Here is a 26029-nt window from a genome sequence, read left to right on the forward strand (position 1 = left end):
GTTTAACATTGGGTTTAATGACATGACAGTATTAGCAAATAGACCAGATATTAAAGAAAAAATAGGTTACGGATTAGGCGATTTTGCATCTTCTATGTATTGGAAGTTTTTTTCAGTGTACTTAATGGTGTTTTATACCGATATTTTTGGCATTAGCGCGGCAGCTGTTGGCACTATGTTTTTAATAACCCGTATCTGGGACACTGCCAACGACCCAATTGTTGGTGTATTGTCAGACAGAGTTAATTCTCGCTGGGGAAAATTCCGTCCTTTCATTTTATTTGGCGCAGTTCCTTTTGCGTTAATAGGTATACTTACTTTTACAACCCCTGATTTATCAACTCAAGGAAAGCTTGTTTATGCTTATGTGACTTATACGTTAATGATGATGGCATATACGATTGTAAATGTGCCTTATGCGTCATTATTAGGGGTAATGTCATCTCATACTGAGGATCGTACCGCACTAGCATCGTACCGTATGGTATTTGCATTTGCCGGTAGTATTTTTGCATTTTTATTGATTGACCCACTGATTTCATTTTTTAGTGACATTGGCACTGGCGAACCAGATCTTGAACGTGGTTGGATGTTGACTATGGTGGTTTATGGTGTGATTGCCGCAGGGCTTTTTTTCTGTACTTTTGCGCTAACCAAAGAGCGCATACAGCCACCAAAATCACAAAAAAACTCCATTAAAGCAGATTTAAAAAATTTACTGGCTAATAAACCTTGGTTTATTTTACTCGGCGCTGCGTTGTCGACCCTAATATTTAATAGCATGCGTGATGGCTCGGCTGTTTATTACTTTAAATACTATTTTGAGATAGAAAGCATTGAGCTGTTAGGCTTTAGTCTTGGCGTTACCACCACCTATTTAATTGTAGGGCAAGCAGCTAATATATTGGGTGTGGTTTTAGCTAAACCTATTTCAGCGATACTAGGTAAAAAGCAAACTTTTATGTTCGCCATGTTTGGTGCGGCAATTTTTAGCTGCGGTTTTTATTTTATGAATGAACAGCAATTCTTATTCATTCTTCTTTTACAAGTCCTTGTTAGCATATGTGCGGGCATTATATTTCCGCTGCTTTGGTCAATGTATGCCGATATTGCTGACTATTCTGAACATACTACTGGGCGTCGTGCGACCGGACTTATTTTCTCATCATCTTCTTTTTCACAAAAAATGGGTTGGACTTTAGGTGGTGCTATGACGGGTTGGACCTTAGCTATTTTTGGCTACGAAGCAAACGTCGAGCAAACGGAGCAGGCCAAAGAAGGACTTAAATTAATGATCAGCTTTATACCAGCGGCTGGCGCGCTATTGTCAGGTTTGTTTATTATTTTCTATAAGCTCACTGACGATGTTGTCGCTGATATTAATAAGCAACTAATGGATAAACGTGAATTAGAGCAGTCTGCTAGCTAGTTTAGGTAAATTAATAACATATAAAGTATCGTCGCTGTTAATTAGTTCTTAAAATGTAACCGGTTAACTTTTCTGCGCTACGTAGATAAAGGCGATTTTTCTGCAAGAGGTAATAATGACTATTTTTAAAAAACGATTGGATAATTTAACTAACGCACAAAAAGTGTTGATTTCCCGAGAAAATTCACCAAAAGAACATTCAAATGGCATTTATCAACGCTATGTTAATCCAATCGTTACGCCTGAGCATATTCCACTGAATTGGCGCTACGACTTAAATGAACAAAGCAATCCGTTTTGTATGGAGCGTATCGGTGTTAACGCAACGCTAAACTCAGGCGCTATTCGTTTTAATCATAAATTTGTCATTGTCGTGCGGGTTGAAGGTAACGATCGTAAATCATTTTTTGCGGTTGCTGAAAGTGACAATGGCATCGACAATTTTACCTTTTGGGAACGTCCAGTTGTAATGCCTGAAACTGATAGACCTGATACTAATGTTTATGACATGCGTTTAACTCAACATGAAGATGGCTATATTTACGGCTTATTCTGCACTGAACGTAAAGATGAAACTATGCCGCATGATACCTCAGCGGCAGAAGCTCAATGTGGTATTGCTCGCACAAAAGATCTAATTAACTGGGAGCGCTTACCTGATTTAATTACTCACTCTGGCCAGCAACGTAATGTAGTTTTACACCCTGAATTTGTCGACGGAAAATATGCATTATATACGCGTCCGCAAGATGGCTTTATTTCTGTCGGTGGTGGTGGTGGTATTGGCTGGGGTCTTGCTGACTCGATGGAAAATGCTGAAGTGAAAGAAGAAGTTATCATCGATAATAAAGTTTACCACACCATTAAAGAAGTTAAGAATGGTCAAGGACCCGCGCCAATAAAAACCTCTGAAGGTTGGTTACACTTAGCCCATGGCGTACGTAATACCGCAGCTGGTTTACGTTACGTACTTTATGTCTTTATGACTGAGATAGAGCACCCTTGGGTGATCACACACGCACCTGCGGGGCATTTTATTGCTCCTGAAGGTGATGAACGTGTTGGCGATGTATCTAACGTAGTATTTTCAAATGGTTGGGTAGTCAATGACAGTGGCGAAGTATTTATTTATTACGCTTCTTCAGATACACGTATGCATGTAGCTACCTCGACGGTTGAGCAGCTTGTTGATTATGTGAAGCATACGCCAGAAGATGAATTGTATTCTGCTAAATCAGTGCAAGCGATCAACGCACTTATCAACCGTAATAAAGCTGTTTTGTAAAAGGATTTTATATGTCACAGCAACTTGCAATGCCAGTGCAAAAATTAAAGCTAGAATTTATGCAAGAGCAAAATAATATCACCGACTGGTGGTATAAAAATACGCTTGATGAAGAAAATGGTGGTTTTATTGGCGAAGTTTCTAGTAGCGGAATGCGTATGGAATGCGCAAACAAAGGCATTATTTTAAATACACGATTACTTTGGTATTTTAGTGAAGCTGCGCTATTTACCAAGTGTGAAAATACTTACCAATTGGCTGAGCGTGCTTACCACTATTTAATGACTTATTTTGACGATCCTGAGCATGGCGGTGTTATATGGGAAGTCGATTATTCTGGCCACTTAGTAGATAGTAAAAAACAAACCTATGCACAGTCTTTTGCTATTTACGGCTTATCATCTTATTACCAGTTAACCGGTGACAAACAAGCCATCAATAAAGCTATGTCTTATTTTGATTTGCTCGAAGCGAAAACCCATGACGATGACCGAGGTGGTTATTTAGAAGCGTTTGATCGTCAGTGGCAAGAAATTGATGATATGCGTTTAAGCGACAAAGATGACAACTTGCCAAAAACCATGAATACCCATTTACATATATTAGAAGCGTATGCAAATTTGCAAAAAGTATATCCTAGTGAAAAAGTCGCGGCAGCACTGAAGCGACTTATTGGCTATTTTCAAGGTTCAATCATTGATCACTCTAACTATCATTTACGACTCTTTATGTGTCGTAATTGGGGCGATCATTCAAAAGCCTATTCATACGGGCATGATATAGAAGCTAGCTGGTTACTCTATAAATCACTAAGAATTTTGAAAAACCCTAAAACCACAGCACAAGTTACGCCAAGTGTTATTAAACTGGCTGAAACGTGTCTTGCTGAAGGTATTGGTGAACTTGGTCAAGTTCTTGATGAAATTGATATTAAAACTAACCAATTACATAAAGGTAGCGTCTGGTGGATTCAGGCCGAGGCTATAGTTGGTTTCTTAAATGCTTTTCACTTAACCGGTAATCCTGCTTTTTATAACGCGGTTGTGAAGATTTGGGAATTCACTAAAAAGTATCATATTGACGCGAAGCACGGCGAGTGGCATTGGATGTCGATTTTAGATCAAGGTGAAGATTACAATATTAACAAGGCCGGTTTTTGGAAAGGCCCATATCACAATGGTCGAGCAATGATAGAGGCGATTAAACTCCTCGACGAGTTATATCTATAAGCTTTAAATAAAATTAATTCAAAAAAGCAGCGGGGGTAGCTCCGATGTGTTTAAAATAAATGAAATGAGAATACTATGACAGCCAGAACTCAATTAGCCAGCTGGCAAGCACTAACCCTGCATGCTCAATCGATGAAGCAGCAGCATATGAATGACTTATTTGCCGCTGACGCACAGAGATTTGATAAATTTACCGTTCAATTACCTGAATTTTTACTCGATTACTCTAAGAACTTATTAACCGATGAAACACTTGATAGATTAATAGCCTTAGCAAAAGATTGTGATGTTACGGGTTGGCGCGAAAAAATGTTTAACGGTGAACGCATTAATAAAACAGAAGATCGTGCCGTACTGCATACCGCGCTTCGAAATCGCGCTCAAACGCCATTGTTTTTAGATGGAGAAAATATTACTGAAGCGGTACAAAACACATTAGATAAAATTCAACACTTTAGTGACAAAATTCGTCAAGGATTGTGGAAAGGCTATTCAGGAAAGCGCATCACTGACGTGGTTAATATTGGCGTTGGTGGTTCTAATTTAGGTCCGCAAATGGTGACTGAAGCACTTAAAGCATATAGTGATGATAGTGTAAATGTGCACTATGTTTCGAATGTTGACGGTATGCAAATCGCCAGTGTATTAAGACCTCTAAGCCCAGAAAATACGTTATTTATCGTCTCCAGTAAAACATTTACCACCACCGAGACCATGACCAATGCTCGCACGGCAATGAATTGGTTAACATCGGCATCGTTTAGTGACTCGGCCATTGAACAGCACTTTGTTGCCGTTTCATCTAATAAAATTAATGCCGCGGCTTTCGGCATCAAAGAAGAAAATATTTTTGATATGTGGGATTGGGTCGGTGGTCGTTTTTCTTTGTGGTCGGCGATTGGCTTGCCAATTGCTATAGACTTGGGTTTTGATAACTTTCTCGACTTACTTAAAGGTGCACATGAAATCGACCAGCATTTTTGTCAAGCACCTTTGGCTGAAAATGCACCGGTGATCATGGCATTATTAAGTGTATGGAATTGCACCTTTTTAGGTTTTCGCTCGCAAGCAATTCTGCCCTATGATCAAACTTTGCATATGCTTGCCGCATACATGCAACAAGCCGAAATGGAAAGTAACGGTAAGTCGGTTACTATGGCAGGTGAAGAAATTATTTACCCGACGGTGCCTTCTATTTGGGGCGAGCTAGGTATTAATGGCCAACATGCTTTTTATCAGTATTTGCATCAAAGCAATAATATAGTGCCGGCTGATTTTATTGGCTCTATTGAAAGTATTACACCCGTTAAAGGTCATCATGAAACCTTAATGGCTAACTTCTTTGCGCAAACAAAAGCGTTAATGCAAGGCGTAAATGAAGAGCAAGTCAAAGCAGATTTACACGCCAAAGGTCGTAGTGATGATTACATTAAAAAAGTAGCGCCTCATAAAGTTCATAAAGGCAACCGCCCTTCTAACACCTTGTTAATGGATACCATTTCACCAAAATCTTTAGGTGGCTTAATTGCCCTGTATGAGCATAAAATATTTGTTCAGGGAATTATTTTAGATATTTGTTCATTCGACCAATGGGGTGTTGAACTGGGCAAAGGCTTGGCTAATGAAATTCAACAAGAATTAGAGTCAGCAACCACGTTCAATGTTCATGACAATTCAACTTCGGGCTTAATTACCCATTATAAAAAAAGCAAACAACTCGCTTAGGTGATTCAAGTGAGTTGTTTTTGTTGAATGTTAATAATGAGTAAGCATCCACAACAGAAAATTAAAGAGAGAAGCTTGTGATTAAATATTTATTATCAGCAATGGTATTATTAGGTACATGTTCAGCTATGGCGCAAACATTATCGGTTGCTCAAGTTTTCTCTGACGACATGGTGTTACAGCGTCAGCAAGTCATTAACGTTTGGGGGAAAGGCCCTGCGGGCGAAAACGTTACGGTAACGCTCAATAAACAGCGTCACTCTGGTGTAGTTTCTGAAAATGGTCGCTGGCGTATCGCCGTAGATAAAATGTCTGCAGGCGGTCCGTATCGGATGCATATTGCTTCTGCAAACGAATCACTCAATATTGACAATGTGTTAGTTGGCGATGTTTGGCTCGCCTCTGGTCAGTCGAACATGGAATGGAAACTTGATTGGGAAACCACCAATTGGCAACAAGAAAAAGCAGATGCTGAATATCCGGATATTCGCTTTTTTAACATGAATACCGATGTCAAAGTACGCCCGAGTCGTGAAATAAAAAGCAAAGGCTGGCAGCAAGCAAGTCGTGAAAACGTCGGTGACTTTTCTGCAGTTGCTTGGTTTTTTGCCAAACAATACCACTTAAACAAAAACATCCCGATTGGCATTATTGAAAGCAATGTTGGCGGTACGCCAGCAGAAGCATGGACACCCATGCCAACCTTGCTTAATTTTGACAGCTATAAGCAACAAATCACGGATATGTTAGAAAATCCATCAGCATGGCAACAGCGCATTAAACAAAGAGGTATTAATGAGCAACAGAAATGGCAACTGATCAATGATAGCCACGCCATTGACACTTTAGGGTTGCATTTAAGTGATTATGACGACAGTCGTTGGAACCAAATTTATGTGCCGTTTAAAAATACGTTAACGGATATCGTTTGGCTACGAAAAAGCATTAATTTAACCGATGAATCTTTACTACAACTTTCTGCAGCAGATGCGACGCTTTTCTTCGGTGATATCAATCAAGGAGGGAAAATTTTTGTTAATGGCCTATTGGTCGCTAATGAAGGGTGGCAAGACCAAACTCAAATCATCACATTACCTAAAAAGTTACTTAAAAAAGGCAAAAATACCATCGCACTTCGCGTTGTCAATACTTGGGACAATAGAGTGAAAGTCGGTAATACTGACGAAGTTTGGTTAAGTTTAGGCGCTGAAAAAATATCGTTAGCGGGTAAGTGGCGTTACGCTAATAACATTGAGCAAAAAATGCCTGAGGTGGAACGGATCAGTAGTTGGCCTGCAGGTTTGTACAATGCCATGATAAACCCATTAACGGGCTTATCAATGAAAGGCGTTATTTGGTATCAAGGCGAAAGCAATGTTGGCCGCGCACAAGAATATCAAACCTTATTTCCTAGTATGATCACTAGCTGGCGGGAAAGCTGGGGCATAGGTGACTTTCCGTTCTTATTTGTGCAATTGGCAAGTTTTTTACCTCAAAAAGCAACTCCTTCAGACAGCAACTGGGCTGAATTAAGAGAAGCTCAAACTAAAACCTTATCGTTAAAAAATACTGGCATGGCAGTAACTATCGATATTGGTGATGCTGAAGATATTCATCCTCGTAATAAAAAAGAAGTAGGCCGAAGGTTATGGTTAGCCGCTCAGTCTGTGGCTGATAACAATACAAAACCTTATTTTGGGCCGGCTTTTGCAAAAACCAAGATAAACGACCAGCAGTTAACAGTGCAATTTACCACTCAGTCGGCGCTTAAAGTTAAAGGTACAGCACTTCTTGGTTTTGAACTGGCAGGTTTAAATGGCGTTTATTACCATGCTAAAGCGCAAGTTATTAGCGCCAATACCATTGTATTATCGTCGCCAGCGGTAAGTGAACCAAAAGCTATTCGTTATGCTTGGGCTGATAACTCTCCTGCGAATTTATACGATGGTGAAGGCTTACCAGCGATACCTTTTCGCTACGGTGAACAATTAATGTCAAAGAATTCCAAGTGAATTAACAAGAACAGATAGATAAAAATATTACTTAATTATAATGTAACCGGTTACTATGGGCGAGTGTAAATGAATGATGCTGCGTAGAAACTAATAAGAAGAAATGGGGAAGCAAAGATGAAAAATATAAAATCAATTTCACAAGTCGCTTTACTAATATTACTTGTCGGCCTAACAAGCGCTTGTAATAGTGATTCGACACATCAACCGTCAATTCCTGGCAAAGCACAAGAAGGTAGTACCGGCACGATACTTGACGAATTTGATTTATCAGGCGTACTTTATTCTGCCGCAACACAATCGTTTATCATTGATGAAAGTTTTACTGATAGTCTGATTGTACAACAAGGTAAAGCGCTTACAGTTTTTGGTACCGCTCAGCCTGGCACCTTAGTCGCGATCAAATTACAAAATGATCATTCGATACCAGATAACGACAAAGGTTTTGTAAAAGTATCAGCCAAAGGGACTTGGGAAATTAGTCTACCAAGTAGACCGTTAAGCAGCGATACTTATACCTTAACCCTTGCCAACGATAGCTTTGAGTCAACCCTAGCTAACATTACCTTTGACAATGTTGCCACGGGGACTATCGTTGATGAATTTGATTTATCAGGCATTGCGTATACGCCGGCAAGTCAAGATATTACTTTGCATTCACTGATGGCAAGCAATGCCATTTTTCAACAACAAAAACCTATTCGTGTATTTGGCCAAGCGCAAGCAAATACTGTAGTGGCGGTGAAATTAATTAAAGACTCAGACGGCTCTGAAGCGGGTAAAGGCTATACTGTAGTTCCTGAAAGCGGTGAATGGCAAATTAGTTTACCTGCACTTTCCGCATCATATGAAAGTTATACTTTGGTGGTCGCTGATGACGCTCAAGAATATCTACTAGAAAATATTTTGATTGGTGAAGTTTGGGTAATGAGTGGTCAGTCAAATATGGAATTAAAAGTCAGCCAAATGGAAGGTGGCGAAGAACTTATGGCATCAATAGATGAAGCCAATATCCGCATTTTTCATCAAGCGGTGTCTATGGGAAATGCTAACTTTCCATTTGAACCACAATTTGATGTATTAGATGGGAAGTGGACTATTGCCAATTCACCTGGAGGCGTTCAAGACAGTTCTGCGATTGGTTTGGTCTTTGCACAAAAAACCTTGGCGGCCTTTTTAGCGCGTGGCGAAAATGTACCGGTAGGGATTTTAAATGCACATCGTGGTGGCAGTAAAATTCAAGCATGGTTACCACGAGATGTTGCTAAAAACGCCCTTGAAATTAGCAATTATATTACAGCTCAGCAAAACCAATATATTGACAATAAGTTCTTTACCGTTGATGACCAAGCTGACTGGAATAGTCATGATTGGGACAACTATGTGCAAACATCTGCGCTTTTTAATCAAAAGCTGGCACCACTTACTCATTTCAATGTTAAAGGAGTTGCTTGGTATCAAGGAGAAAGCGATCCTGTACGCGAGGCGAATGTCTATAACCTGAAAGCGCTGATTGACTCTTGGTCCGCATTGTTTAATGACTCTGACGAATTACTTGATTTTGCCTTAATTCAGTTAGCACCATATAACGGACAAGATCCGATGTTAGATGAGCCGACTAACTATGGTCAATATCTAGGTTTTGCTGATCATAGGCTGGCACAGTTAGATGTGATCAGTGATTTGAAATATGCTGATAAAGTACGTTTAATTCCTATTTACGATGTTGGTTTACAGTGGGAAACCGATGAAAGCATTTTTCAATGGAAAGACCCCATTCATCCTTTAGATAAAGCACCGGTTGGTGAGCGTTTAGCTAATATGCTTTTTCATTCTGTGTATCAAGATGATGACCAATTTTTAGCGCCTGTGTTTAATGACTTGGTGGTCTCTGATGATGCGATTATTGCTAATTTTAATCGTTCCGGTGAAGGACTCACCTTGTTTAAAAACCAAGAAAGCGGTGTTGATACCGTCAGAATTAGTAACCGTATTGGTCAAACAAAAACAGTACCCGCAACAATCGTTAATACTAGCTCAATCGCGGTTTCTGCTGACGATATCGCTGCATTGGGGATGGATATAAACTCGGTAAGCCAATTGAGTTACGGTTACTTATCTCGTAATGAAAATAGTAACTTGGCGAGTAGTGTCGGCACGCCAGTATTGCCATTTCTGGCTGAGACAGGCTACGTAGGCGGTGAAAATGTACAACCGCTAGTATTGTTTTCTGACATGTTAACTGATTGGCGTTTATCAGCGGCATTTACTAGTGCAATCACCGAAGAAGTTGTTGATGATGAGCCAATGTATGGCAAAGTGATTGAGCATACTTATGTTGGCAATCAAGTTGTTAGTGCCTTTTCGGCAGACTACGTCATGAATTTATCAGACTATATCGGTGGTACCTTAGAATTTGATCTTAAAGTGATTAGTCAGCCAGATAACGACGCTAATGCTTCATGGTTTATAAAAATTGATTGTGGCTGGCCTTGTGGTACCGGTGATGTGCCAATTAGTAATAGTGAAGAAGGGCTAAATCCAACTGTTGGCCAATGGCAGCACTATACCTTTGATATTGATTACTTGTTGGGTCTGCCCGGCGGTGTTGAATCGAATGCCTTACCATTAAATATTTCAGCGGTTGTTTCGCCTTTTACTGTATTTCCTGCTTGGGGAGCCAACCAATCAGGTACTATTTTTAGAATAGACAATATAGTGTATTCAAAAGACGACTAAAACACTTGTACTTTAAGTGGTTGAGATTTAAAAGGTAGTTACTTTTATGGTTGCTGCCTTTTTTGAATGCCATTGGTTAAGTTATGCTTATATCTTAATAGCTGGTGATGGAATGGAAGCCATAATTAATTTTATTAAGGGCATATATTTATTTGCTATGCACTAGGAGATTTTTATCATAAAAGGTGTAAAATAATTTAATAGATTATTTTTACGACTAATCAGTCATCAGTAGGGCATATGTCAATTGCAAATCAATTATCATTATTTATCGATGTCGTGCAGCAGGGCTCTTTTTCTAAAGCTGCAACCTTACTTGATATGGACAACTCTTCTTTATCAAAACAAATTAAAAAGCTAGAAGCAAGTTTAGGCGTTCAGTTAATAAACCGTTCTACGCGCTCATTCGCGTTAACCTCAGCCGGAGAGGAAATATTTAAGCAAGCGCAATTACTTAGCGAGACTTTAGAGCATATATATAATATTGCTGATTCGTATCAAGTAAACCCCAAGGGGCACATCAGAATTGCCTCATCCATCGCTTTTGGTCAAATGTATCTTCAGCCAGCGATTACTCGTTACTTGAAAAAATTTCCTGAAGTTAAAATCACCTTGTCATTGGATGATAAGAGAAACGACATTATTGCGGAACATTTTGATTTAGCCTTTCGAATAGGAAAACTTGCTGAGTCTAATTTAATCGCCAAAAAAATAGCCAATACCAATTTTGCTATTGTTGCCTCTGAAGACTTTGTCGAACAGCATGGCTACCCCAAAACTCCAGAGGAGTTGGTTAATCTTCCTGCGGTTGTTTATAGTAATACCCGTGTAACCCTTGACCAAATGGAGTTAAGTGAATCGCCTACCAGTAGTCAGTTCAAGAGTTATCGTATGAAAGGTAACTTTAAAGTGAGTGATGTTAAATCAATGGTCGACGCAGTAAGAGCGGGACTTGGCTATACACTTATTGATTTATTTAATTTAGAAAAGCCAATAAATGAATTAAAACTGGTGCCGTTATTAACTCACTACAAGCTATCAATGATGGATACTGGTATCTTTGCTGTTTACCCGCATAGAAAACAAACACCGTTAATTACCGAGTTTATTCGAGAGCTGCAAAGCTACATCGGTAGCCCTCCTTTTTGGGAAAGCCACATTCCTAACTATAAAAATTTATACCCAATAAAGAAGGGGAAATCATCGTTATAGTTGTTGCTCTATCCAGATTTTTGCTTCATTAACTTCTGTAAAAAAGGCATGGTTAATTGAATATTTTGCATAACATCGTGACAGCTGTTGTTTTATAAATGAATGATAAATCGATTCAACAACAATCGCCGAAACCGACAAACCATTGTTAATTCTATAATCTAACGTATGGCAAAGCGCTTGTTCGGCTTCTGGCGTAAAAAGGCTCATCTCTTTCATTATGATTAATTGTTGCCAGTTTTTATGCGTTAATTCGCTGATATAACTTTTAAGCTCTGCGTGAAAGTTATCAATGACTTCTTTATTAAATGGACCTGTTGCCTCAATTTTGAGGCAGTCGCCATTATTCTCAATCAGGTAATTTCCATGAGCGGCAAACATATTTCATTATCCTTTAATATATTGTTTGGATTACGAATTTATTTAGCAGTTTTATTCACCGAGACTATTTTAGCCCCGTGAAAATGCACTGTTTCACCTTGTAAAATGGCACTTCCATATAATAAATTTGAATTGAAATTAATATGTAAAGTCACGTAATCGCCGTAACCTTCTTCAAACCAAGCAGCTAAATAAATATTTTCACTCACCTCAAACGCTTTATAAGGGAATGGCCCCCACCAAACATCGGGTCTTGAGCCGGTTAAATACTGATAGCTTATTCCTGCTGGTTCAAACTTTAAGTGATAAGAGCGGCCGCTAGTGTAGTTATAGGCAATAGACATACCATCAAGTTTATTTGTTGATGCCGCTAACTCATTTGCTGTGGTAAAGCTTGAGAGTAATGCCAAGCAAGTTATAAGTAATAATTTAGTTAAGGTTTTCATTAAAACACTCTCTTTTGTTATTAAATTTATGCAATACCTATTTCAGTCACGAAATTCATGTATTGCTCTAACTCGCCAATAACTGCTTTGTGCATTAATTCTCCTGTTTCAACTGCATAAGGTTGATTGAAGTGAATATCCCAAACATCAGACTCTTTTCGCCAGTGCTCGTAAACAGCTAGAGTGTCTTCTTGTCCTTCAACGGTGTATAAGTCAAAAATAATACACCCTTCTTCTTCTGTGCGAGTGCAAGTCACATGTTTATTGAATTGCGCGAGTAATTGCTCTCGGTAATCAGGTTTTATTTTGAAAATAAAGAAAATAATAAATAAATCATCTTCATCATTTGCACTTTTAGGGTTTTTCTCGTGTAAAGGTGCTGGATTGGTGTCAGTTAATTTCATCACTTGCGGAGCTGAATTTGAAGCACCGCTAAGCAAATTTATTAAATGTTTAGCTGATGATTGGTTTGTTTGAGTATTCATTGCTTCAATACTGTTAAAACGCTGATAAATAAAAAATTTAGAGGGTTGGTTCTTGTCTTGAAATAAGCTGAATTCAAGGCATTCCTCATTCTTTTCTATATTTTGCTTTTCTGCAATAAGCGCTGTTTTAACATTGTCAATGTACTCAGTTTTAATATCGAATTTTATAATTTGTGTGATCATCTGAATGCCTACTTAGAAAAAATAATCTTCATTTAATGACTTAACCGTTACCTTGAAAGGTCAACTTACTATTACACTTCAGTGATAATATCCGAATATGGTAAACGTGATTTAGGCAATGCGGCATTGAAATCATTTTCAGCGTCGCTATAACCCAGTGTTACCACAAATAAACTTGTTAAACCTTTTTCAGTTAAACCAAACTCTTTATCAAGTATTGACGTATCAACTCCTTCCATAGGTGTTGCATCAATACCAAGCGCTGCTACACCTAATAAAAATTGACCTAAATTAAGGTACACTTGCTTTTCCATCCAATGGTTTACGTCGTTAAATTTCTCTTTATGTAAATTGATAAACATTTTTCGACCAGCATCCATACCGGCTTTAAATGTTTCAGGATCGCCATCAAAACGGCCATCTTTTTCTTCTTGTAAAAGTAACTGCTGTAAGTGCTCTTCGTTGGCTTCTTGGCGGCTCGAAAAAACAACAACATGAGAAGCTGAACGAATAGAGCTACTATTAAAAGGGTAGGCTTCATCAGTTGATTTTGCGACCCTTTCTTTCCCCTCATCAGTTGAAGCAATGACAAAATGCCACGGTTGAACATTTACACTCGATGGGCTGTAACGTAATAACGCCTTAATTTTATCAACATTTTCAGGAGAAATTTTCTGATCTGCTTTATAGGCTTTTGCTGACTGTCTGTTTTTTGCATAATAAGTAATATCGTTTTTCATGATGTTGGCCCTTGGTTAATTTATGCACTGAATTATGAAGGATACTGACATGAAGTAAATGGCGTAAAATTCAAATTATTATGGATAAATCCATCCATAATCTATTTCATGCTGCTTTATCACTAAAGCTGTTGAACTAAGGGAGAAGACAGGAGACTGACTGCAATATGCCTTGAAATTGAAAGAGGTTAATGACAAACACCTGCTATTAAACAGGTGTTTGTGAAGTGCGCATAGTCAGGGGCGAAGGAACTGTTATCTGTATTTAGCTCCTGATAATATCCTTCATTTTTGTTAATGCCTCATCAAAGTTATAGGCATCAACCAAGGCTTCAATTTCTTTTAATGGTGCATGGTATTTTGTATTCACCATCTTAGGTAGCAGCTCAATAATAAAATCGGTTGCCTCGGTATCATAATCATCTAAAAGCGTAGTTAATTGCGCAAATAAAGCATGAATATCATCTGATGATAAGGCCGATGCGCCATTTTCTTTAATGTCGTTTTCATTTTGGCTCTCGCTTTGTTCATCGTTTAATGCTGCTAAGCTATTTAAGACAATGGCTAATTCACTTTCAACAACTGTTAACAATTCATCAATGTTGTTTGTTTTGTCTAAACACCCTTGTTCGAGTTTTTCCGCAGCGCTATAAACGGCGGTTGCGCCAATAGTACCGGCAGTGCCTTTTAAGGTATGAGCACAGCGCTGGGCTGCGCTTTCATCCGCACTGTTTTGAGCACTAGAAAAATCTTCATGAAAGTTCTGCTGGCCTTGATAAAAACGTAATAATAGCTTTTTATACAAGCTGTTATTGTTCTGGGTGGTTTTAAGACCGGCGCGAATATCTATGCCCGCAAGTGGCGGAATTTCATCGCTAATGGCATTATGTTGCTTAGCTTTATTTGCTTTTGCACTTTCTGCACTTTCTGCTCTTTTTGCGCTTTCTTCACTTGGGGTGATCCATTTCGCCATAGTGGTAAACATTTCTTTAATGTTGATTGGTTTTGAGATGTGATCATTCATGCCAACCGACTTTACATGCTCTTTGTCTTTTTCCATGGCGTTGGCGGTCATGGCAATAATGGCTAAGTCTTTAAATGCTGGATTTTGGCGAATATATTGTGTCGCGGTGTAACCGTCCATAACAGGCATTTGACAGTCCATTAATACGCCGTCAAAGCTTTGCTCGGCGAGTAAATCTAACGCTTGTTGGCCATTTTCCGCAAGGGTAACTGTTAGCCCGTTTGTTTCCAATAATTCGGTGGCGAGTTCTTGGTTAATGTCATTGTCTTCAACTAATAATACATGAGCGCCATTTAACTGTGCAAAAGCCTTATTGAGATCGGAACTCTGTTCGTCAACCACTTTGTGCTGCACCACTTCTTTACCCATGGCGCTCATCACTGCGTCAAAAATGCTCGAAGAGGTAATGGGTTTGGTTAAAAAGTCGCTGATGTTAAGATCTTTTGCCGCGTCACTGGCTTCGTCTTTACCGTAGGCTGTCACCATAATAACCACCGGTGGCGTGCTAATTTTTTCATTGTTTTCAATGGCGCTGATGGTTTCAATGCCGTCCATGCCGGGCATTTTCCAATCGATAAAGGTTAAGTCGTATGGCACCAAATTATTGGCTTGCTCTAATAGGGCAATGGCGGTTTCACCGCCGGCGGCTTGGTCGACTTTAAAGCCAAAGCCAGCAAGCATGGCGCTGAGCAATTCGCGCGCGGTTGCGTTGTCATCAACAATTAGTACATGCAAAGCGCCAAGTTCTTTGTTTAATGGTGGCGTGGGGCTAGGCAAGCTGTTTTGAATACCTAGTTTTATCGTGAAGGTGAAAGTACTGCCTTTGCCCAATTCACTGTCTAACCAAATATCGCCATGCATTAACTCAACTAAGCGTTTTGAAATCACTAAACCTAAACCGGTGCCGCCATATTTTCGGGTAGTTGATGTATCGGCTTGTGAGAAAGAGCGGAACAATTTGCTTTGTTGCTCTTCACTCATGCCGACGCCGGTATCTTGTACCGAGAATTGGTAAATGACTTCTTGATTATCTAACTGCTTAACTTCTTCTACAGCAATTAACACTTCGCCGCCTTCATCGGTGAACTTTATCGCGTTATTGCCTAAGTTAATTAAAATTTGCCCAAGGCGCAGTGGATCGCCAATGAAACTTGCCGGCAAGTTTTTAGGTATTTTAAATAATAACTCAAGCCCTTTTTCTTCGGCTTTTAGGCCAACTAAGCTGGCTAAGTTTTCAAACACATCTTCAAGCTTAAACTCCACCTGTTCAACATTCAGTTTACCGGCTTCGATTTTAGAGAAATCGAGAATATCGTTAATTATCCCCAGTAATGATTCGGCGCTGCGATGTACTTTTTCGATGTAATTACGCTGCTTTTTGGTTAAGTCGGTTTGCAACGCCAAATAACTCATACCAATTACGGCGTTCATTGGTGTGCGAATTTCATGTGACATATTGGCGAGAAAATCACTTTTAGCGCGGGTTGCTTCTTCAGCAGAATTTTTAGCAACCGCTAACGCTTGTTCGGCTTTCTTGCGTTCCTCAACTTCGTCTTTTAGCGCTTCCATTTGCGCGGAAATTGACTTTTGAATATCGTTAAATGAACTGGCGAGTACGCCAAGTTCATCGTGGCTATCTACTAATATCGCTTGTCCGGTTTCACCGCGCACTAAGGAATATGCGGCAGTAGTGAGTTTTCGAATCGGCAGTGATACCGCGCGACTAATGACAATGGCGGTGAATAAACCAAAGAAAATAGCGACCGCTGAAAAGACCATGAAAAATAAGGACGTGCTTTCAAAGTTTTCTTGGGTTTTAGGACCAAGGGTGTCTTGTTTTTCTTTAATAGCCAATTTTAAGCGTTCAATTTGCTCGGCTACTTTGGGACCAATGCGGTTGAGCTCGTATTTGATGATCATATTGCGCTGTGTGATCATGGTATAAACTTCATCGAAGGCGGTTAAATATTCTGATTGCAGCTCTTTTGCTTCAATAGCAATGTTTTGTATTTCTTGAGATTTAACCGACTCGATTAATTTACCGGCATTAACTTCCATTTCGCGAAATTCGCTCATTGCACGGGTGCGGTTAGCTATTTTATTATCTAATAAAAAACGATTGGCGTAGAGTCGCCCTAAGAGTAGGTTTCTTAAGGTTAAACTGGCGGTAACGGTTGAGTGGTCATCATCGGCATCAACCGCCTTTGACAGTACTAAGGTGAGTTTTTTCTCAATTTGAGGGCCAAGCACATTGAGTTTATTTTCAACCCAATCATCGCGCTTTACTTGCAGTTCAGTAACCACTTTAAATTCGTCTAAATAACGTAATAGCTCTGATTCTAATTCCGCTAATAATACCCGCCGTTCGGTATTGTGATTGGCAAGTACTTGCGCTTTGGCGATCATATCTAGCGTGGTTTGTGCCCGTTGCTGCACAATTTCAATGTTCTTTGGACTGGCATCAATAACAAAGTTTTTTACCGCAATATTCGCCATTAGCATATTGGCTTGTACGCGGCCATCAACGTTGGTTTCGCGTGCTAAGGCTCGATATTCTTTAAAAGCAGACTCGGCATTTTCTAAACTGCTGTAGCCTGTTGAAGCAATCAATAGTGTTAGAAATAATAAAAAACCAAAGCCAATATATATTTTTATTGATAGCGATAATTTTTGCATTGTGAGTCCGTTTTATACGTTGCTTTGAATGATAACTGCTGTTAATCGTGGTAATTATGCTGCGATTTGAAGTTAACTTTCTTGTTCTTGCTCAAAGTGCTCTTTATATTTTGCTTGTACTTCGCGTACTTTATCAATGCAATTTAAGAATTTTTCTACAATGTTAGGATCAAAATGTTTACCCGATTCGCTTTTTAGCAAGTCGAGGGCTTTTTCTTCTGACCAGGCTTTTTTGTAGGGGCGTTCACTAGTTAGCGCGTCAAAAACATCGGCGACAGCGACAATACGAGCGGTAAGCGGAATATCGGTGTCTTTTAAGCCATAAGGGTAGCCTGAACCATCCCACTTTTCGTGGTGATAAAGTGCTAATTCTTGTGCCATTTGAAATAATGGGAATGAATGTTCGCCAATAATTTTAGCGCCATATTCAGAATGTTTTTTCATGATTTCCCATTCGTCGGGGTCAAGTTTGCCGGGTTTTAATAATACGCTGTCGGGAATGCCAATTTTGCCAATATCATGCATTGGCGCGGCATTATAAAGCAATTCGCACCACTTAGGCTCCATGCCTAATTCCTCGGCGATAAATTTAGCAAACCAGCTCATACGAATAACGTGCATGCCAGTTTCATTGTCTTTGTATTCTGCAGCTCGACCTAAGCGGCGGATAATTTCTAAGCGGGTATCGTTAAGTTCTTGGGTGCGTTGCTCTACCAGTTGTTCTAAATGGCGGGCTTGGTCGTAAAGGGATAATTGTGTTTGCACCCGAGCAAGTACAATTGCCGGTTTTACTGGCTTGGTGATGTAGTCAACTGCGCCAAGTGCAAAGCCGACTTGCTCGTCAGTTGTTTCAGATTTTGCGGTAACAAAAATAACTGGAATTTGAGTGGTTAATGGGTTTTGCTTTAGCCGGCGGCATACTTCAAGACCGTCCATTTCCGGCATCATAATATCGAGTAAAATCAGATCCGGCTTTTTATCTGAATTGGCAATTTTTAGCGCAACTTCACCACTTAAGGCTGCTCTTACTTTATAATTCGCGCGTAAAATTCCAGATAAAACATCAATGTTTTCTGGTGTATCATCAACAATTAATATGGTTTGCTTATTGTCTGACATAAGAGGCTCGGTAGTGTAGTTGCGTTATTATTTTGTTCATTATCGACTAGAGCGTGTTGATCTTTCAAGTTTGTTTTTGCAGCAGTTTGTTGGGTATTTATACAAGGCGGTGCTTTTGATGTGTGGTTATTCCACATGATAAAGCACTAACACTGTATAAATGACAACAAACGCTGTCCGAAGGATTCGGCTAAAAGCTTTTTACTCTTTGTTACCTACATGGATGCAGGTACTTAGGTTACGTCTGGAACTTGTAACCTGTGTGAGGTGTTTTGCTTAGGTGACTAGGCAACAAACCTCACGCCGCGATTAAAACGCTTTTATCTCGAACAAAATTCAAACAGCAAAGATCAACACGCTCTAATTAGATTCTCTGCTGCATTACGCCATTTGTAACAAGGTGTGTTACAGCTGCTGCAATAAAGTGAAGAAGCAACAATAATGGCTTTTTTATTCTATTCTTTAAAAATATAGAGGATGTTCTCGGGCAGTCAACTATCACACCAAGAAAGTGTGATTTTTGTGGCTAAATCAATCAAGGCGGCATGGTTTAATGAATGAGTCAGTACTAAAAACGTTTAATCAAATGACTATTTTAATGGTTGATCCGGTCGATAATATTCGGGTAACGCTTGCTTCAATGTTAAAAGAGCTTGGATTTAAAAACATTATTCAAGCCAGAGATGGGCGAGATGCGCTGCAAGCGATAGAAAATAATAGTGCAAACGTTGATGTTATTATTTCTGATTTTAACTTGCCAAAACTTGATGGCATTGAACTGCTTCGTGAAATACGAAAACACCCTAAACTTGGGCGAATTCCGTTTTTGATGTTATCTGCTCATATTGAGCAAAGTGAAGTTATACGTGCGATTAAAAATGGCGTGTCTGAATATGTGGTTAAACCGTTTTCGATTAATATTTTAAAACAGCGGCTTAGCCAAGCGATTAAAACGCCAATTAAATCATCTGCTACTTTACTTACTCAGTCTGCCAATAAATCAGCAGCGTCAGAGGCTAAAGATGAAAAGCCAAAAACCACCATTTTAATTGTGGATGACGTGCCTGATAATATTCATTTATTAGCGGATATTTTGCGGGGCGATTATCAAGTTAAAGGGGTGACCTCTGCTAAAAAGGCGATCGAATTATGTCGTTCCGACAAAGCGCCAGACTTATTACTGCTTGATATTATGATGCCGGAAATGGACGGTTTGCAGCTATGCAGGCAATTAAAACGTGACCCGTTAACGCAACATATTACCGTGATTTTTATCAGCGCTTTAGATCAAAACGAAAAAGTGGTTGAAGGGCTTGAGCTTGGCGCTGTTGACTATATTACCAAACCGATAGTGCCGGCGATAACCAAAGCGCGTATTAAAAACCATGCCGCTGGTATTGCTCATTTGAAAAGCCTGCGTGTGCAGGTTGATACCTTCATTGAAAATGTGCAGTTACGGGATGAATTTGACCGGCTAATGCAGCACAGTTTGAAAAGCCCGCTGTTGCAGATGAATGTTACCATTGATGATATTGCTAAAAGCAGCCGGCATCCTAACCGAGTGGAAAAGCTTTCACATAACTTAGCTTTTAATTGCAACAGCCTAGTACAGCTAGTGGATAACATGACCACGCTGTATAAATTAGAAGATGGCAGTTATCAAATTTCGCCAACGGTGCTTGATTTATCAACAATTGTTGATGATGTGGTTGCTTCATTCACCAGTGCTAATGAGGCAAAACAATTGGAAATATCGATTGAAGGCGAAGGCAAGCAGCCCATATTTGCCGAGCAATTTTTAACTTTTGCCTTAGTCAGCCATTTATTTAAAAACGCTATAGAAGCTGCGCCTTCTGGTTCGGCGGTCAATATTTTGTTGGAAAAATCTGCCAACGTTAGTTTATTAAAGATCACCAATGTTGGTGAAATACCTGATGAAATACGCGCTAGCTTTATGGATAAATATGTTAGCTTTGGCAAAAAAGACGGGGCGGGCATTGGCTGTTATGCCGCTAAGTTGATGGTTGAATTACAGCAAGGAAAAATAGCTTTTGAGCTTAATGGCGACGGCCTCACTCATGTATTGGTGGAATTACCCTCTGTGTAGTTGAGCGTTAAACCGATTGAAGATAATTGAAAAATAGTCACCAAACTCGTTGCCTAATTTAGTGACTATTTATCTGCTGAACGCTTGTCGCTTTTATCTTTCGACTTACCGCTTACCGCTTGTCGCTTTCAGCTTGTCGCTTTCAGCTTGTCGCTTCCAGCTTAGCCTTTTCCGCTATTCACTCTTAGCTTTTAGCGCGCGGGCTTGATGCAGTTTTTTATAACTGTCGATCAATCTTAAATGGCGATCTAAGCCTTCTAGGTTCATGCTAGTTGGCGTTAAACCATAAAATTTAACCTCACCATTAATTGAACCTACCGCATTGTCGATCACTTCTTTGCCAAACATGCGAGTTAAGTTTTCAACATAGTCTTCATATTCAAGTTCATCGTTTAAGCATACTTCAAGCAAGGCTTGTATGGCTTGATAAAATAACCGACGCGCGACGGTATTATCGTTGTATTGCAAGAAGGCATCAACAAGTTCAACCGCTTCTTCAAGTTCACCTAAGGCAAGGTAGATCAGAATTTTTAACTCAAGAATGGTCAGCTGTCCCCAAACGGTATTTTCATCAAATTCAATACCAATTAAGGTAATAATATCAATGTAGTTATCGAGTTGACTTTCTTCTAATCGCTCTACTAAATCGACCAAAGCTTCGTCATTTAAGCTATGAATGTTTAAGATATCTTCACGGTAGTTAAGGGCTTTGTTGGTATTGTCCCAAATAAGATCTTCAACCGGGTAAACTTCAGAATAATCAGGCACCAGAATACGACAGGCAATGCCTAGGTCTGAAAATTCAGCAATATAAGCTTCTTTACCTAAAGTTTTTAAAATGCCAAACAGGTGGTCACATTCTTGGGCGTTCGTGCCTGAGAAATCCCATTCACAAAATTCAAAATCATGTTTTGCACTAAAAAATTTCCACGAAATCACGCCGGTTGAGTCAATGAAGTGCTCAACAAAATTTTCTGGTTCAGCAACAGCCATGCTGTTAAAGGTTGGTTTGGGTACATCGTTTAAACCTTCAAAACTACGCCCTTGCAATAACTCAGTTAAGCTGCGCTCAAGGGCAACTTCAAAGCTAGGGTGAGCGCCAAAAGAGGCAAATACGCCGCCCGTTTTTGGGTTCATCAAGGTGACACACATCACTGGAAATTGGCCGCCTAATGAGGCGTCTTTTACCACAACCGGGAAACCTTGCTCTTCTAAGCCTTTTATTCCTTCAACTATGCTTGGGTATTTGTCGAGTACACTTTGCGGCACATCGGGTAATACCAGCTCTTGTTCAATAATTTGTCTTTTTACCGCACGTTCGAAAATTTCAGATAAACATTGTACTTTCGCTTCTTCAACATTATTGCCGGCACTCATGCCATTACTGAGAAATAAGTTTTCAATTAAGTTTGACGGAAAATAAACGGTGGCGCCGTCAGAATAGCGGGTATAGGGAATTGAGCAAATTCCGCGGTCAATATTGCCAGAGTTAGTATCAATTAAATGCGAACCACATAACTCATCTTCTGGGTTATAAATATCGAGGCAGTATGGGTCTAAAATGCCAGCAGGCAGGCTGTCATCATCTTCAAGCGCAAACCACTTTTCGTTCGGGTAATGAACAAATTCACTGTTGGCGATGTCTTGCCCTAAAAACTGATCGTTATAGAAAAAGTTACAGTTTAACCGTTCAATAAATTCACCTAAGGCAGAGCATAGCGCGCTTTCTTTGGTAGAGCCTTTACCGTTGGTAAAACACATTGGCGCAGCAGCATCACGAATATGTAACGACCAGACATTAGGCACAATATTGCGCCAAGATGAGATTTCTATTTTCATGCCTAAATCGGCCAATATCTTGGTCATGTTGGCAATGGTTTGTTCAAGCGGTAAGTCTTTACCTAAAATATAGGTATTGGCAGCATCATCTGGTTCAACCATCAGCATGGCTTGCGCGTCTTGGTCGAGGTTTTCTACGGTTTCAATGTTAAATTCAGGTTGGGTTTGCACCACTTTTTTCACGGTGCAGCGGTCGATTGAGCGCAAAATGCCTTTTTTATCTTTTTCGCTTAAGCTCTCAGGTAGTTCAACTTGAATTTGGAAAACTTGGTTGTATCTGTCTTCGGGGTCAACAATGTTGTTTTGCGATATACGAATGCCGTCGGTCGAGATGTCGCGCGAGACACAATAGACTTTAACAAAATACGCTGCACACAATGCTGACGAGGCTAAGAAATAGTCAAAGGGGCTTGGGGCTGAACCATCGCCTTTATAACGAATAGGTTGGTCGGCAACGACTGTGAAATCATCAAACTTTGCTTCTAGCTTGAGGTTTTCAAGAAAATTTACTTTGATTTCCATTAGATAATGTCCGAAGTGAAATGCTGTATGTATTATCAACTACACGAAAACGTTTATGTTGTCGTGATTGTGAGTTTATTTAATAAGGTGATTATCTGATTTTTTGCTGCAATAGTCTTTAATAACTTACATAAAAACGTAAATAGCCATCGCTTTAATGTAAAGCTAGCACTATTTTATCACGAGTTTGAAAGATAACAGCCTGATAAAAAACATCTCCATTCTTTATTTTATACTGGCTTACTTATGGGTAAAAAAACAGTACGATTAAACGTCACAAAAAACTGATAAATTGTAACAGTAATAACTACATATAAGATGACTCTTATAAAAAATGGGGTTATTATAACCAGCGAGAAGTAAGTGAATATTTTAGGATGTAGGTTGAAACGGATTCAGTTTGGTCGCTTTATAGTTTGTTGGTTGCTTGGCGCTTTTTTTGCCGTTATGGCTGAATCAGTAACTATCGTATATCCTGATGTCAAAGCGCCGTACGATAAAATTTTTCAACAAATTACTCAAGGTATCGAAAGCCATTATCAAGGCAAGGTAATTCATCTAAAAGTTCCCGCTAAGTTTTCAGCTAACTCTATTGCCGAGCAAATTGCGACTGAAAAAGTGATCGCTCTAGGTAAGCGCGGTTTAATAGTCGCTAAACAAGTTTATACGGAAAAGCCGGTTGTTGTTGGTGCTCTACCTATTAAACCAAGTAATGTTGCTGGCGTAAGTTTAATGGCAAGTCCTGAGGCTCTATTCGAATCATTACAACAGCTAGCGCCACGCGTCAAAAAAGTCACTGTTTTATACTCTGACGCATCTGCTTGGATAATTGAACTCGCTAAAGTTGAAGCCACTAAGCTTGGGCTGACATTAAATCCAATCGCCGTTGATGATATTCGTAGCGCCGTTAAAAGCTATGATGATATTTTTAAAGGTGATAATTTAAAGGAAATGGCAATTTGGTTGCCTTTAGACCCTGTGACCGCAAACGATAAAGTTATTGTGCCCGTTATTCTGGAAAAAGCGTGGGAAAATAAATTAGTGGTATTTTCAAGCAAACCAAGCCATGCGAAACGTGGTGCCTTGTTTTCAGCGATTCCTGACAACATAAGGTTAGGTGAGCAGCTTGCACAAATGGTAAAAACAGTAAACTATGATGCCCGTCCTTCAGTGGTTAAGCCCTTATCTGATATTGATTTAGCGGTAAACTTAAGAACGGCAGCGCATTTAGGTTATAACTATTCTGCCACCGAACAAGCTGAATTCTCTTTGACTTTCCCTGAGTAAAATATTTTTTATGCCTAATTATCGCCTTTTATCTTCCTCGTTAAGCATTAAAAACCAAGTGGTTTTGTTTTTAGTGGCAGGCATTACCATAATGACATTGCTCATTAGCACGATCACTACAAAAGCCGTGAACGAGCAGTCGCGCCAACTCATGCTAAAAAATGCGCACCAAATTACAGAAGGCTTAGCCAAGCAGTCGGTTTTTTCAATTTTGTCGGGGTCATCTCAAAACGCGCAAGATGCGTTGGCACAAGTGGCAGGGTTTCAATCGGTAGTTGTGGCAAGGTTGTTACTAGAAGATCACAGTGTTTTTATCAGTACGGGGGAATACCCAAAAGATATTGAAGTGAATTCAAGACAACAGCCAAGCGATGAAAATGTGGTACAAAATTTCATTGAAACCCAAGCGCATTGGTTAATTAAAATGCCTGTGAAAGTTATGGCAACAGCACAAGATGCTGATGAAAGTGAGTTCGGTTTTAGCGAAGAGCAAGTGCCACAAGAGCAAGTGATTGGTTATGCCGAGGTTGCTTACAGTAAAGAAAGCTTGATTGCCTCTCAACGACGCGTTGCTGAAATTATTGCCAGTATCGGTTTTGTCGCTGTGGTCTTGTTAAGTTTGCTCATGCATATTGGGTTAGTGGTTTTATTTAGGCCGCTCGAGCAGCTTTCGCAAACCATGCAAACGTCACAAAAAACTGCAGAGCATGTATTGGCACCGGTACAAGGTGCAAAAGAAGTGCGCCGTATGGCACATTCATACAACAGTATGATGCAAGTACTTGATCAACAAGAAGACATTTTAAAGCAGCATAGAGATCAGCTGGAAGCAGAAGTTGATGTGCGTACTCGAGAATTAGTACAAGCGCGTGATTCCGCAATTATTGCCAGTAAACATAAGTCAGAATTTATGGCCAATATGAGCCATGAATTGCGTACGCCGATCCAGTCGATTATTGGTTATGGTGAACTTGTTGTTGAAGAATTAGAGTTAGAAGGTCATTTTGAATTGATTGAGGACATGGATAAAATTGCCACTAATTCTCAGCGTCTGTTAAACATGATCAACAGCTTGTTAGATTTAGCTAAAATTGAAGCAGGTAAAATAGATCTTCACTTAAGTGTTATTAACTTTAGTGACTTGCAAAAAACGCTCACCGATATTGTTCGACCTTTAGCTAACAAAAATCACAATAGTTTTATTATTGAGCAAAGCGGCACTATTGAGGACTTTACGTCTGATAAAGAAAAGTTAGAGCAAATATTGATTAATTTATTAAGTAACGCATGCAAATTTACTGATAACGGTGATATTTCACTGAATATTCATGTTGATAATCAGCAGCTGGTTTTTTCGATAACAGACTCGGGCATAGGTTTAACTGACGAGCAACAACGGTATATATTTGATGAATTTCGTCAAGCTGACGGCAGTCAATCTCGAAAATTTAGTGGCACCGGCTTAGGCTTGGCCATTTCAAAACGCTTTGTTGAATTACTTAATGGCAAAATATTTGTGCAAAGCGAACTCGGGCAGGGGGCAACCTTTAGCGTAGTGTTACCTTACCTTAAGAAATTATAATGGGTTT

At 39.5% G+C, this 26029-nt stretch carries 17 protein-coding genes; 10 read left to right on the forward strand and 7 right to left on the reverse strand.

The window, feature by feature from the left end:
- The first annotated feature begins 22 nt into the window (after positions 1 to 22).
- The 7 genes from ACRRSQ_RS15040 to ACRRSQ_RS15070 all read left to right on the forward strand — a co-directional run bounded on the left by ACRRSQ_RS15040 (position 23) and on the right by ACRRSQ_RS15070 (position 11631).
- Positions 23 to 1429: an MFS transporter gene (locus tag ACRRSQ_RS15040; RefSeq protein ID WP_440876581.1), complete on the forward strand. Its 1407-nt coding sequence runs from the start codon at positions 23 to 25 to the stop codon at positions 1427 to 1429.
- A 115-nt stretch (positions 1430 to 1544) separates the two neighbouring features.
- Complete coding sequence (locus ACRRSQ_RS15045) at positions 1545 to 2714, forward strand: glycoside hydrolase family 130 protein (protein WP_440876582.1); 1170 nt, start codon at positions 1545 to 1547, stop codon at positions 2712 to 2714.
- An 11-nt stretch (positions 2715 to 2725) separates the two neighbouring features.
- The gene (locus ACRRSQ_RS15050) at positions 2726 to 3943 is read left to right on the forward strand and encodes an AGE family epimerase/isomerase (RefSeq protein ID WP_440876583.1); all 1218 of its coding nucleotides are present in this window, start codon (positions 2726 to 2728) and stop codon (positions 3941 to 3943) included.
- A 75-nt stretch (positions 3944 to 4018) separates the two neighbouring features.
- Positions 4019 to 5668: a glucose-6-phosphate isomerase gene (gene pgi / locus ACRRSQ_RS15055; protein WP_440876584.1), complete on the forward strand. Its 1650-nt coding sequence runs from the start codon at positions 4019 to 4021 to the stop codon at positions 5666 to 5668.
- 77 nt (positions 5669 to 5745) lie between these two features.
- Positions 5746 to 7680, forward strand: coding sequence for a sialate O-acetylesterase (locus ACRRSQ_RS15060; protein ID WP_440876585.1), 1935 nt, complete (start codon positions 5746 to 5748; stop codon positions 7678 to 7680).
- 117 nt (positions 7681 to 7797) lie between these two features.
- A complete protein-coding gene (locus ACRRSQ_RS15065; protein ID WP_440876586.1) occupies positions 7798 to 10419 on the forward strand; it encodes a sialate O-acetylesterase in 2622 nt (873 codons plus the stop codon).
- Between the two features lie 240 nt (positions 10420 to 10659).
- The gene (locus ACRRSQ_RS15070) at positions 10660 to 11631 is read left to right on the forward strand and encodes a LysR family transcriptional regulator (RefSeq protein WP_440876587.1); all 972 of its coding nucleotides are present in this window, start codon (positions 10660 to 10662) and stop codon (positions 11629 to 11631) included.
- On the opposite strand, the gene ACRRSQ_RS15075 is transcribed toward ACRRSQ_RS15070, so the two are convergent.
- From ACRRSQ_RS15075 to ACRRSQ_RS15100, 6 genes are all read right to left on the reverse strand, one after another.
- The gene (locus ACRRSQ_RS15075) at positions 11626 to 12012 is read right to left on the reverse strand and encodes a hypothetical protein (RefSeq protein ID WP_440876588.1); all 387 of its coding nucleotides are present in this window, start codon (positions 12010 to 12012) and stop codon (positions 11626 to 11628) included. The two genes, ACRRSQ_RS15070 and ACRRSQ_RS15075, sit on opposite strands and share 6 nt — an antisense overlap.
- 38 nt (positions 12013 to 12050) lie before the next feature.
- Positions 12051 to 12458: a hypothetical protein gene (locus ACRRSQ_RS15080; RefSeq protein WP_440876589.1), complete on the reverse strand. Its 408-nt coding sequence runs from the start codon at positions 12456 to 12458 to the stop codon at positions 12051 to 12053.
- Between the two features lie 26 nt (positions 12459 to 12484).
- Positions 12485 to 13126, reverse strand: coding sequence for a putative quinol monooxygenase (locus tag ACRRSQ_RS15085; RefSeq protein ID WP_440876590.1), 642 nt, complete (start codon positions 13124 to 13126; stop codon positions 12485 to 12487).
- 71 nt (positions 13127 to 13197) lie between these two features.
- Positions 13198 to 13866, reverse strand: coding sequence for an oxygen-insensitive NAD(P)H nitroreductase (gene nfsB, locus ACRRSQ_RS15090; RefSeq protein ID WP_440876591.1), 669 nt, complete (start codon positions 13864 to 13866; stop codon positions 13198 to 13200).
- Positions 13867 to 14131: 265 nt separating this feature from the next.
- Positions 14132 to 17566 carry a response regulator gene (locus ACRRSQ_RS15095; RefSeq protein WP_440876592.1) on the reverse strand — a complete coding sequence of 1145 codons (3435 nt, stop codon included), beginning with the start codon at positions 17564 to 17566 and terminating at the stop codon, positions 14132 to 14134.
- Positions 17567 to 17638: 72 nt separating this feature from the next.
- Positions 17639 to 18685 carry an HD-GYP domain-containing protein gene (locus ACRRSQ_RS15100; protein WP_440876593.1) on the reverse strand — a complete coding sequence of 349 codons (1047 nt, stop codon included), beginning with the start codon at positions 18683 to 18685 and terminating at the stop codon, positions 17639 to 17641.
- A 553-nt stretch (positions 18686 to 19238) separates the two neighbouring features.
- Here ACRRSQ_RS15100 and ACRRSQ_RS15105 point away from each other — a divergent pair.
- Entirely contained in the window at positions 19239 to 20792 is a 1554-nt protein-coding gene (locus ACRRSQ_RS15105) for a response regulator (protein WP_440876594.1), read from the forward strand.
- A gap of 174 nt (positions 20793 to 20966) precedes the next feature.
- On the opposite strand, the gene ACRRSQ_RS15110 is transcribed toward ACRRSQ_RS15105, so the two are convergent.
- On the reverse strand, positions 20967 to 23153 hold the full coding sequence (locus ACRRSQ_RS15110; RefSeq protein ID WP_440876595.1) for an OsmC domain/YcaO domain-containing protein: 2187 nt from the start codon (positions 23151 to 23153) through the stop codon (positions 20967 to 20969).
- A 384-nt stretch (positions 23154 to 23537) separates the two neighbouring features.
- Between ACRRSQ_RS15110 and ACRRSQ_RS15115 the strand changes: the two genes are divergently transcribed.
- Positions 23538 to 24440, forward strand: coding sequence for an ABC transporter substrate-binding protein (locus tag ACRRSQ_RS15115; RefSeq protein WP_440876596.1), 903 nt, complete (start codon positions 23538 to 23540; stop codon positions 24438 to 24440).
- A gap of 10 nt (positions 24441 to 24450) precedes the next feature.
- Positions 24451 to 26022, forward strand: a complete 1572-nt coding sequence (locus ACRRSQ_RS15120) for a sensor histidine kinase (protein WP_440876597.1) — start codon at positions 24451 to 24453, stop codon at positions 26020 to 26022.
- Positions 26023 to 26029: the final 7 nt, after the last annotated feature.

This window comes from Thalassotalea sp. PLHSN55 (genome assembly GCF_052030545.1).
Lineage (GTDB): Bacteria > Pseudomonadota > Gammaproteobacteria > Enterobacterales > Alteromonadaceae > CANMXU01.